The 10,851-nt window shown below is 67.6% G+C and carries 9 protein-coding genes; 8 read left to right on the top strand and 1 reads right to left on the bottom strand.

Annotated features, from left to right (window positions below; genetic code table 11):
* Positions 1–57 precede the first annotated feature (57 nt).
* Entirely contained in the window at positions 58–1,449 is a 1,392-nt protein-coding gene (locus L0C25_RS05710) for an HNH endonuclease signature motif containing protein (protein WP_271635470.1), read from the bottom strand.
* A 492-nt stretch (positions 1,450–1,941) separates the two neighbouring features.
* Between L0C25_RS05710 and L0C25_RS05705 the strand changes: the two genes are divergently transcribed.
* The 8 genes from L0C25_RS05705 (at position 1,942) to L0C25_RS05670 (ending at position 10,841) form a co-directional block, all read left to right on the top strand.
* Entirely contained in the window at positions 1,942–2,595 is a 654-nt protein-coding gene (locus L0C25_RS05705) for a 50S ribosomal protein L25/general stress protein Ctc (protein WP_271635469.1), read from the top strand.
* 9 nt (positions 2,596–2,604) lie between these two features.
* Positions 2,605–3,186 (top strand): aminoacyl-tRNA hydrolase, encoded by a 582-nt coding sequence (gene pth / locus L0C25_RS05700; RefSeq protein ID WP_271635468.1) that lies wholly within the window; start codon positions 2,605–2,607, stop codon positions 3,184–3,186.
* Positions 3,187–3,507: 321 nt separating this feature from the next.
* Positions 3,508–4,767 carry a sugar transferase gene (locus L0C25_RS05695; RefSeq protein WP_271635467.1) on the top strand — a complete coding sequence of 420 codons (1,260 nt, stop codon included), beginning with the start codon at positions 3,508–3,510 and terminating at the stop codon, positions 4,765–4,767.
* Between the two features lie 157 nt (positions 4,768–4,924).
* Entirely contained in the window at positions 4,925–6,535 is a 1,611-nt protein-coding gene (locus L0C25_RS05690; RefSeq protein ID WP_271635466.1) for a Wzz/FepE/Etk N-terminal domain-containing protein, read from the top strand.
* Positions 6,535–7,344, top strand: coding sequence for a sulfotransferase family protein (locus L0C25_RS05685; protein WP_271635465.1), 810 nt, complete (start codon positions 6,535–6,537; stop codon positions 7,342–7,344). The genes L0C25_RS05690 and L0C25_RS05685 overlap by 1 nt, the downstream gene beginning before the upstream one ends.
* Positions 7,337–8,191 carry a beta-1,6-N-acetylglucosaminyltransferase gene (locus tag L0C25_RS05680; protein ID WP_271635464.1) on the top strand — a complete coding sequence of 285 codons (855 nt, stop codon included), beginning with the start codon at positions 7,337–7,339 and terminating at the stop codon, positions 8,189–8,191. The genes L0C25_RS05685 and L0C25_RS05680 overlap by 8 nt, the downstream gene beginning before the upstream one ends.
* The gene (locus L0C25_RS05675; RefSeq protein WP_271635463.1) at positions 8,188–9,645 is read left to right on the top strand and encodes an O-antigen ligase family protein; all 1,458 of its coding nucleotides are present in this window, start codon (positions 8,188–8,190) and stop codon (positions 9,643–9,645) included. The genes L0C25_RS05680 and L0C25_RS05675 overlap by 4 nt, the downstream gene beginning before the upstream one ends.
* Positions 9,642–10,841, top strand: a complete 1,200-nt coding sequence (locus L0C25_RS05670; protein ID WP_271635462.1) for a hypothetical protein — start codon at positions 9,642–9,644, stop codon at positions 10,839–10,841. The genes L0C25_RS05675 and L0C25_RS05670 overlap by 4 nt, the downstream gene beginning before the upstream one ends.
* Positions 10,842–10,851 lie beyond the last annotated feature (10 nt).

Genomic DNA, 10,851 nt, shown 5'->3' with positions numbered 1-10,851 from the left:
AAACGGGCGGCCGGGCGTGCCGGTGCCCCGCCGCGGTGTTGCTGTCGTGGCGGGGATTCAGGCGGCGTCGTGTTTTCGCCTGTGCTGGACGGTCGGTGTGGTGCGGCCGGGGAGTTTCGTCGTTGTACCGCCGGTCACCAGATAGGTGCGTCCGGCGGGTGATTGCCAGAGCCAGATCCCGGGGGCGGGTGATTGCACGGTCCATGCGGTGAAGGTTTTCGCGCGATGGTGATACCTACATAGTCGGTGGCCGTTTCTCGAGTCGGTCGGGCCGCCGTCGGCGTGGTTGCGGATGTGGTCGTAGTCGGCGACCCGGGCCGGTCTGGTGCAGTGGGGGAAGGTGCAGGTGCCGGCGTTCGTCAGCGCGAGTTGTTCCTTCAATCGTGGTGGTGCGACGTAGCCTGTGGCCGAGATGGTGGTCTCGAGGTCGATGACGGGTTTGACGGTGATGTGGGAGTGGCCGAGGATCTCGGCGGCTTCGGATCTTGTGATGGCGCCGACGTCTTCGAGTGACCAGGTGCCCCAGCACCGGTCGAAATGGACGTACAGAACGGTGTGCCGCGAGCCGGAGCGGCGCCCTCGATGTGACCGTTCGGGCGACCCGCCGTCGCCAGGCTGGTCGGCCGGCTCCGGCTCCGGCTTCGGTTCGGTCTTGTCGGTCTGGTCGGCGCGGGCTGCCTGGACGTGGTGGTAGAGGTCGTCGAGGGAGTCGGGTTCGTCCAACATCCCGAGGGCGACGGATCGGAGGATGCCGTGAGGGCGGTTGTCGCCGAGGAACCGGAGCGATTCGACGATCTGGTCGAGGCGTTGGTCGAGCCGTTTGCCGTCGTCGAGCGACAGGGTGCCGGAGATGCGGGCGAGTCCGTCGTCGGGCCAGATCGACACACTCCGCCGAGCACTGTTCTCGGTCCGTTGGTTTTCGGCGTCGTCGGGGTCTTCGACGATGCGGATCTGGTCCAGGATCTGGTTCACCCGCCCCATGCCGACTCGCGCGATCAACGGCGTCCCGTCCACATTCGCCGCGGCGAGCCGACGGTCGGCGTCGCCGGCCTGGGCGATGGTGAATCGCCGGGTCTTGCGGGCGACTTTCCGGATCCGCCACGCATCCACCGAACCTTCGTGCAGGCAGGCGAACAGTTGCGGGAGGCGGTAGGTGAGATCCAATGCGTCGGCGATCAGGTCCCGCCCACCGGACGCACTCAAGCCCAGTGCGGGGCCGACCTCACACGCGGCGTACTCCGACACGCTCGGGGTGCCCGACCCGCCGTAACGGGTCCACTCATTGACACCACCGGCCCGTGCGAGGGGCGTACCTGCGGTGTCGGCGAGGTAGCCGAGGAGGGCGTCGTACTGCGCTGCCTCGGTCTGCGCCAGGTGGCGCCGCGCATCCAGCGCGACGTCGAGCCCGTCCTTGGACTCGACGTTATCGGTGAGTGTGGCCGCCCTCATAGAACCTATTCTGCCAGCCGCCACCGACAAGACAGGGTGCTCAGAGGCCTTATCCACAAGGGATTTCGAGAAGTTTTGGAAAATTCGGTCGAGGCCGGCGGGCCTGTGCCGCCGCGAACGGAGACGATCAAGGCGGAAGCGAAAGACTCGCGTGCGCCGCCAGGCGACCCGAGCCGCCCGGGTGCGGATCTCGTCGCCGCCTATCGGTCTGCACCGCCGCGAACGGAAACGGTGAAGGCCGGAAGCGCAGCGCGCAGAAACGATGAAGGCCGGAGCCCACTGCACCGAAACGACGAAGGCGGAACCCCTGCGGCCCCCGATTCGCGCGGCGTGGCCGGGAGAGATAGACTTTTCCGGTTGCCTCGGCGAGGGTCGACGCTCGCGCGTCAACCGTGATCGACGTGGCGTTCGCATCCGCGTGCGCCTCATCGCGCCGCCGGGACAGCGCCAGACTTACACCACTGCGTACATGTACCGAGGAGAGACGTCCCCGTGGCCGAGATCAAGATCCACGCCGAGTCGCGTACCGAGTTCGGCAAGGGTGCCGCGCGCCGCATCCGTCGCGCCGACCGCGTACCCGCCGTCCTGTATGGCCACGGCACCGATCCCGTGCACATCAGCCTGCCCGGGCATGACCTGATGATGGCCCTGAAGAACTCCAACGCGCTGCTGTCGATCGACATCGGCGGCGACAACCACCTCGCGATTCCCAAGCAGGTGCAGCGCGACCCGATCAAGGGCTTCATCGAGCACGCCGACCTGCTGATCGTCAGGAGCGGCGAGAAGGTCGTCGTCGACATCCCGGTCATCGTGACCGGCGAGGTGATCAGTGGCTCGCTCGTCGTGACCGAGATGAACGACGTCTCGGTCGAGGCCGAGGCGACGCACCTGCCCGAGTCGGTCGAGGTGTCGGTCGAGGGGCTCGACGCCGGTGCGCAGATCTTCGCGTCCGACCTCGTGCTGCCCAGCGGCTCCGAGCTGCAGGTCGACCCCGAGCAGCTCATCGTGCACGTCATCGCCGAGCGCACCGAGGAGCAGGTCGAGGCCGAGCTCGCCGAGGCCGAGGAAGAGGCCGGCATCGAGCACGAGGAGCCCGAGCTCGTCGACGAGGAGCCGGCCGCCGAGGGCGACGGGAGCGCCGAGTAGTCCCCGTCCATGTCCGACGTCTGGTTGATCGTCGGGTTGGGCAACCCCGGTCGCACGTACGCGCCGACGCGGCACAACGTCGGGTATCTCGTCGTCGACGAGCTACTCGATCGCGTCGGCGGTTCGTGGCGCTCGCACAAGTCCGGCCGTGCCGAGGTGGTCGAGACGCGCGTCGGCGGCATCCCCGGCGTACGCGTCGTGCTGATGCGTGCGCGCTCGTACATGAACGAGTCGGGCGGGCCCGTCTCGTCGGTCGCGAAGTTCTACGACGTGCCCGGCGAACGGATCGTCGCCGTGCATGACGAGCTGGACATCGACTTCGGCCGGCTCCGGGTCAAGTACGCCGGCGGCGACAACGGCCACAACGGGCTGCGGTCGATGCGGCAGTCGCTCGGCACCGGCGACTTCTACCGGGTGCGCTTCGGCGTCGGTCGCCCGCCCGGTCGCCAGCCCGCGGCCGACTTCGTGCTCCGACCGTTCTCGAGCGAGGAACGAAAGACCCTTCCGCTCGAGGTCGACCGCGCTGCCGATGCGACCGAAAGCGTCATTCTGCGTGGGCTTTCGGCTACCCAAAGTGAGTTCAACTCATAACTTGGACATCCGCCGTAGTTGTCTCCGTGAAAAGCTGAACGAGGGCCTTTCGCGCATGCTATAAATCGACTGGTCGTCTTGTACGACCTCGGTCCGACGCTCCTAGTCTCGGAACGTGACACCCGTCCAGACCGTCGATATTGAAGGAACATGAGCGAGACTCATGTGGGATCCGCGCGGCTCTCCGCGCTGGAGACACCACCATCGTCCCTCGCTATCGACCGGGGCAATTCAATCCCACGCAGAGTGTTTCTCCGCTCACTCAATGTTTATACGGGATTCCTATTCGCCGCGATTGTAGCCGCCTATGTGGCGACGATCGTGCCCGCCGGCCGCACCGCCGAGGTTGCGGCCACCGGTGCCTTGGCCGTGCTCGCGCTCGGGTACGCCCGCGTCCCGTCCGTCGAGCGTGCGTGCTCATGGCTGCCGGTGCGCGACCTCGTGCTCGTCGGCGGCGCGACGCTGCTGGCGATGGCGCTGAGCGGCGCGTACCCGACGTCGGGCCTACGCTCGATCGCGGCCGTGGTCGGCTCGGCCGCGGCGGCGACCGCGCTGACGGTGGCCGTCCGTCGCCGATTGCGTCGTCGGCAGTCCGCGCTGCTCGTCGGTGACCGGCTCGCTGTCGCGCAGTGCATCGAGCACTGGGCGGGGCGGCAGGAGCTCGACATTCGCGGGGTGTGCCTGGTCGAGGCGCCGCACGATGCGAGCGATCGCCCGAGCGAGGTGCTCGGCATTCCCGTCGTCTCGACGATCGACGATGCCCCCGAGGTTGCGACGATGCTGCGCGTCGACCAGGTGGTTGTCGCACCCGGCCCGCTCGTGACGTCCTACGACGTACGCCGGCTCGGTTGGTCGCTGGAGCGTACGCGGATCCGGGTCGGTGTCACCGCGGAGGTGCACGGCGCGGCGCCGCATCGCGTACGCCCGCGGCTGGTCGGCCGCCGGGTCGTGCTCGACGTCGCGCCGAGCGTCCGACCGCGTCTGCACCGGCTGGTCAAGGCGACCGTCGACCGGGTACTCGGCGCCGTGCTGCTCGGTGTGTTCGCGCCGCTGCTCGGTGGGCTGGCGCTGGTGGTGCGCCTCGACTCGCGCGGCCCGGCGATGTTCCGCCAGGTACGCGCGGGGCGCAACGGCACGCCGTTCACGATGTACAAGCTACGTACGATGTGCGTCGACGCGGAGGCGCTCCTCGACGACCTGATCGCGCAGAACGAGGGGGCGGGCCCGCTGTTCAAGATGACCAGTGACCCGCGCGTGACCCGCATCGGCCGGTTCCTGCGCAAGACCTCGCTCGACGAGCTCCCGCAGCTGATCAACGTGGTCAAGGGTCAGATGTCGCTGATCGGCCCGCGCCCGAGCCTGCTGACCGAGGTGGCGAGCTACGACGAGTGGGTCGCGCGCCGCCTCGCCGTCAAACCGGGCATGACCGGGCTGTGGCAGGTCAGCGGACGCTCGAGCCTGAGCTGGAACGACAGCGTCGGCCTCGACCTCGGGTACGTCGACAACTGGACTCCCGCCGGCGATCTGGCGATCGCGATGCGGACGTTCAAGGCCGTGATCCACCGTGACGGCGCGGCGTGACCGGCGGCCGCCCCGGTTACGGCCGTTGCCTCCTCCCGAAGAGGCGGCAACGGACGACATCCATGCGTTAGATGTCGTTCCGCTGCAAGCACCGGACGCAAGTCCATACACTGACGTCGGCTACCCGGCCGTCGGGGGAGCGAAGGAGGGGCACGGGGTGCACGATCCGCAGTACGGAAACGCCTTGGAGTTCGGCGACTACGCCGCCTTCGTCAAACGACGGTGGCGGTGGATCCTCTGCGGTCTTGTTCTCGGCCTGATCATCGGTGCGGCGTACCTCCAGCTCGCGCCCAAGACGTACACGTCAACCTCGAAGGTTCTCGTGTACGCGACCTCGAGCGACACCGAGCTCACCAACGGCGTGACCAGCGAGGGTATCAACCTCGACACCGAGGCGCAGATCGTCCGATCGGCGGCGGTGGCCGACGGCGCGGGAGACGAGCTCGACGACGACTCCAGTCCGGCTCAACTCGCGTCGAACGTGACCGTGACCGTCCCGGCGAACACGACCGTTCTGGAGATCGCGTTCTCCGGATCGACGCCGGCGGAGGCACAGGCCGGCGCGTCCGCGTTTGCGGATGCGTACCTGGACAACCGCGCGAGCGTCGCGCAGGACGCAGTCGACGCCGATGTCGACCGACTGCGCGATCGTGTTGACGACCTGACCGGTCAGCTCACGGATGTCACCCAGCAGATTCGCGAGACGGTCGATGCGTCACAGCGGACGGTGCTCCGCACCCGGCGGATCCAACTGACGGCGCAGCTGGAGACCTTGAACACTCAGCTGGGCCCACTCGAGGGAACGGTTCAGCGGCCGGGCACCGTCATCGTCGATCCACCGCTGCCGAGCTCACCCACCTCACCGCGACCGTTCCTCGTGATGGTGAGCACGGCGTTGCTCGGCTTCCTCGGCGCGCTCGCGGCCGCCATCTTGCGGGAGAAGCTCGACCGGCGACCGCACACCACGCACGATCTGGAGCGCACGTACGGGCTGCCGGTGATGTCGGAGGTCCGGGTATTCGACACGGTCACCGGGATCGTCGACGCTCCGCTGCCCGAGGTGCGTGGCCTCTACCACTCGATCATCGCGGCGTACGGAGGCTCGACCCGCAGTGTCCTCGTGTGCGGACCGTCCGACCAATCGTCTGCCGATGCGATCGGTGCGACCCTCGCTGTGCTCGCGGCACAAACGGGTACGACCACCGTCCACGTCCGCGAGGCGTCCCGGCGTGACGCTGCCGTCCGTAGCGAGGCGCGCGACATCGACCGCCGAGGTGCACTGACCCGCAGGGACTACGCGACTCTCGGTCTGGTGAACGCGGGTGAGCTGCGGCACCGCCGTATTCGGCCGGTTCTCGATCAGCTCGAGTCCGACTTCGACATGGCGGTGCTCGAACTGCCAACGGGTGATCCGTCGTTCGATCTGCCGCTGCTCGGCCGATACGTCGATCTCGTGCTCATCGTCGTGGAGCTCGACAACACGAGCCGGGTCGAGATGGAGGAAGTCGTCGACGACGTGAAGAAGGTCGGCGCGACCGACGTCGTCGGAGTCGCGGTACGCCGGGATCGCAAGCGCGCGCGTAAGCGCGGCCGTAATCGGCCGCACGTGCCCCTCGGGACAGAACCGGATCCGTCCGAGTCCCCCGTGGATGAGGTGGACCTCGACGACGTAAGCGCCAGCGAGCCGCGCGCAGATGCCCCTACCGCCACGGAGCCCAGGGCGCCGCACACCAAAGGGAAGTCGAAACTCCTCCATCGGGGGGCCTGATGGCCCTCGACGTCAGCCATCGCCTCGTATTCGTCGGCGGGTTGCACCGCAGCGGCACAACGCCGTTGGCGCGTGCCATCGGAGCACACCACTCGGTCAGTGCCTTTGCGGACACCGGGGTCAAGGAGGACGAAGGTCAGCACCTGCAGAACGTGTACCCGCCGGCGCGCGAGTACGGCGGCGCCGGGCGGTTCGCTCTCGACCCACGGGCACATCTGACCGAGGCCTCCCCGCTCGTGTCCACCGAGAGCGCCGACCGGCTCCTCGAGCAATGGTCGAGCAACTGGGACGATGCTGCCCCCGTTTGGCTCGAGAAGTCGCCGCCGAACCTGATCATGACCCGATTCCTCCAGGCGCTGTTCCCCGAAGCGCGATTCGTCGTGATCATGCGGCATCCGCTCATCGTGGCGCTGTCGACCAGCAAATGGGTCGGCTCCCGCCCGCTGTCGGACCTCATGGAGCACTGGCTCCGCGCGTACGAGCTGTTCCGCGAGGACGCACGGTCGGTCGAGCACATCCAGCTCGTCCGGTACGAGGAGCTCGTCGCCGATCCCTCCGTCGTACTCGGCGACGTCGCCTCGTTCATCGGCCTCGATGGGTCGATCCCGGCGGACTCGTTCGACTCGGCTCGCAGCGACGCGTACGCCGAGCGGTGGCGTGCGATGTCCGAGTCGAGACTGCCGTGGCGGTCGTCGACCGCCCAGCGACTGGTCGCCACGTACGCAGACAGGGTGGCGGCCTTCGGCTACGACATGGGGGACCTGGCAACCACGTTCGACGCCGCACGGAGTGCGACCGACGATGAGTAACGGTCCAGTAGTTGTCCTCGCCCTGAGCCATGACTCACCGGGGCTGCTGCGGCTGCTTGCCGACGGTGTCCTGCGTGGGAGCAACTCGGTATTCGTCGTCCACCACGATCCTCGCGGGCCCGCTCTTGATCTGCCGACCGATGACCGCGTGGTGAGGGTTCCGAACCCTACGCACTTGCGTTGGGGCCGTGAGGACCTAGGGCTCGCCATCCTCGACAGCCTCGAGTTCTGCCTCGACCGTTACGCCGAACTGTCATGGGTGTTGGTCGTATCGGGGCGAGACCAGCTGTGCCGGCCCATGCGTGCGATCGAGTCGACCCTTGCAGAGAGTTCGCACGATGCGTACGCACGATGGTTTGCGGTCCCGCGTCGTCCGGACACGCCGGAGCATCCCTGGCAGGTGCAGTGCAGGAAGCGATACCTACAGCGGGTACGCCTTCCGGGTACCCACCACTCAGTCCCCTTTGTCCGCCGGAATCCGTTCGATGACGGCACGGGCCTGTTCATCGGCGACGCGTGGGTAAACCTGAGTGGCAGGGCCCTGCGGCATGTGATCGAACAGCGACACGGTCTGGGCGACGTCGAGCGCTTCCTGTCACGGTGTACGGCAACCGACGAAGCACTGCTGCCCACCCTTCTGCACAACGGCGACACCGGTCTGCGCATCGCCGACACCACCCGCCGATTCATGCGCTGGACGCCTGGGGCCGCGCATCCCGCTGTCCTTCGTCCCGCGGATATACCGGCGGTCGTCGCGTCGGACGCATTCTTTGCGCGCAAGTTCGACGACCTAGAGACGGCAATGGAGTTGCAGTCCGCGTATACGGACATGGGGCGGGCGACGTGATCCGGGCCGTCGGGTCTGCACCGATCGACCGCCTCGCGACCGATGTCGACGGGCGCGTCACCGTAACGGTTGACGCCTCCGGAACGCGAGGCCGCCACAGGCTCTCCCGCGGACTTCGGCCGGGTTGGCAGATCGGCCTGCTCACCGCCGGTGTCCCGATCTGGTGGGCACTCGGGATCATGGATCTCGTCCTTCCGGTGCTCGCCGCCCCGCTTGCCTGGCAGCTCCGTCGGCGCGCTGTTCGGGTCCCTCCGGGATTCTGGTTGTGGATGGTGTTCCTGGTCTGGGTCGCGGCGAGCGGCGCGATGCTGAACTATCAGGTGCCGGACACAATCGGGTCCGAGGGCATCGGTCACTACATCTCGTTCGGCGTACGACTGCTTCAGTACCTCGCCGTGACCGTCGTGCTGCTGTACGTCGGCAACGCCACCGAGAAGGAGCTCCCGCGGGCACGCCTGATCAGGTGGATGGCATGGCTCGCCGTTTCGACAGTCGCGCTCGGCGTCGCTGCGATGCTTTTCCCGACATTCGAGTTCGAGACGCTGATGACGCGGCTGCTCCCCGACGCACTCGCGGCCGGCGGAGACACCGCACGTCTTGCGCAGGTCCAAGACATCATCGGAGACCCTGAGCCGCGACCGGCCGCGCCGTTCGCGTACACGAACGCATGGGGCAACGCCCTGTCCCTGTGCCTGATCTGGGCCGTGATGGCCTGGGGAGTTCTGGGCAGCCTGGGCAAGCGCGTCCTGCTGGTCTGCCTCCTGCTCATCGCCGCCGTTCCGATCGTCCATTCCCTGAACCGCGCCGTGTGGATGGGATTGATGCTCGCACTCGTGTACGTCGTGGCCCGACTCGCAATGCGGGGGCGACTGCTCGTGGGGTTCGTCAGCCTGCTGGTCGCGTCGGTTGCCGCGGTGGCATTCGTCGTTTCACCGCTCAGCACGCTGGTGTCCGAACGGCTCGAGAACCCGCACAGCAACGACATCCGTGCCGCGTTGGCAGATGCGTCGTGGGACGCCGCGGAAGCATCGCCCATCATCGGAGCAGGGAGCACGAGGCTGACGGTCGGTAGCGAGACTTCGATCGCGATCGGGGCCAGTCCCGACTGCCCGAAGTGCGGAAACCGGGTGATCGGAAGCACCGGTCAGTTCTGGCTGCTCCTCATCGCACAAGGGTTCGTGGGGGCCGCGCTCTACCTCGGCTTCCTCCTACGGATTGCCTGGTTCGGTCGTCACGACAATTCGCCGCTCGGGATCGCGGCGACACTCGTGCTGCTTCTACAGGTGTTCTATGCGTTCTTCTACAGCGCATTGACCGTGCCGCTCACGATCGCGATGATCTCCGCGGGGCTCCTGTGGCGCAATGACCGGCTCCGACGCGAGTCGTTGGCTGAGCGGACACCCGCGACGGTTCGAACCTCCCGTGATGCGGACCGCGAGGTGGTCCAGTCATGACGCGGGTCAAACGCGACCGCTCCGCCGCAGTGGAGATGCTCGAGACCCTCTACCCGAGCGCGCACTCGACGCGTTCAGGTCGCGACTCCGTGCACCGGCACAGCTTCGTCGCCGTGCCGTCGGTCGCTAAGGCGCGCCTGCTGCTCTCGGCGGAGTCGCCGCGCGCAACCGCGCATGCAGTTCGGCGCCAGCTCAGTGGCCAGCGTCGGCGAACCAGGCTTGCCCGCTCGGTCATTGCCGCTGCGGCGAGCACCGGTGGCCTGCGCTGGCTTCCCCGAGCAAAGCTGACGGTGACACCTGACGACGCAACGGACTTCACGCGCGAGCTGGCCCACTGCCTCGGCCGGCAGTACGTCCACCTCGCCCTACCCGTTGGCCCGGCGCGCGCCAACCGCAAACCCATCGTTCAGGTAAGCGACGAGTCCGGTGCACCGTTGGCGTTCGTCAAGGTAGGCCACAACCCGTTGACGCGCTCACTCGTCAGCGATGAGTCCCAAACTCTTGCTCGGCTTGGCGAAGGTCACCCGCTGGGCCTGCACATTCCCGAGCGACTCTTCGAGTTCGACTGGCACGGCAGCCGGGTGCTCGGCATGACGCCGCTGATCGTCCCTGCGCATCGCCTATCGGGCCGGGGCGCCCGTGCACGGCTCGTCCGGCTGGCGCGTTCCATTGCCACGCTGCCGGGACAGACCTCGGTGCGCGACTGGACCAACCATCCGCTCAGGCATCGTCTCGGGCGGTCGTTCGCGACGATGGGCGAACGCGGGTCGCCCTTCGCCGAGGTCCTCGAGGCCCTCGACGGCCATACACAGTTGGAGACCGGCGCCTGGCACGGAGACTTCAACTCGGGCAACTTCGCGTTGGTCGAGGGTGACTGTCCCGTGTGGGACTGGGAGCGTTTCGAGCGCGATGTGCCGGTCGGGTTCGACGTTCTCCATCATGACCTGCACCACTGGATCACGGTCGACGGAGCGGCACCGAGAGAGGCCGCCGAACGACTGGTGGTCCGGGCGCCGTCGGTACTCGAGCACGTCGTGCCGCGCGAGCGATGCGAGCACGTGGTACGCGCATACCTGTTGACACTGGCCGAGCGATATCTGCGCGATGACCAGGAAACCGCGGGCGCAACACTCGGTGCGGTGGGGTCATGGCTGCTGCCCGTGCTCGCGCGCGGACCCGAGGTGAGGGCACGATGAGGACGGCGGC

This window comes from Solicola gregarius, assembly GCF_025790165.1.
Lineage (GTDB): Bacteria > Actinomycetota > Actinomycetes > Propionibacteriales > Nocardioidaceae > Solicola > Solicola gregarius.
The sequence above is the reverse complement of the archived record's forward strand: the minus strand, read 5'-3'. Positions and strand labels throughout refer to the sequence as shown.

What these genes read in the sequence shown, in the direction of transcription:
- L0C25_RS05685 (WP_271635465.1), top strand. Translation starts at nt 6,535, where the DNA reads ATGGCCCTCGACGTCAGCCATCGCCTCGTATTCGTCGGCGGGTTGCAC.
- L0C25_RS05710 (WP_271635470.1), bottom strand. Translation starts at nt 1,449, where the DNA reads ATGAGGGCGGCCACACTCACCGATAACGTCGAGTCCAAGGACGGGCTC.
- L0C25_RS05680 (WP_271635464.1), top strand. Translation starts at nt 7,337, where the DNA reads ATGAGTAACGGTCCAGTAGTTGTCCTCGCCCTGAGCCATGACTCACCG.
- pth (WP_271635468.1), top strand. Translation starts at nt 2,605, where the DNA reads ATGTCCGACGTCTGGTTGATCGTCGGGTTGGGCAACCCCGGTCGCACG.
- L0C25_RS05670 (WP_271635462.1), top strand. Translation starts at nt 9,642, where the DNA reads ATGACGCGGGTCAAACGCGACCGCTCCGCCGCAGTGGAGATGCTCGAG.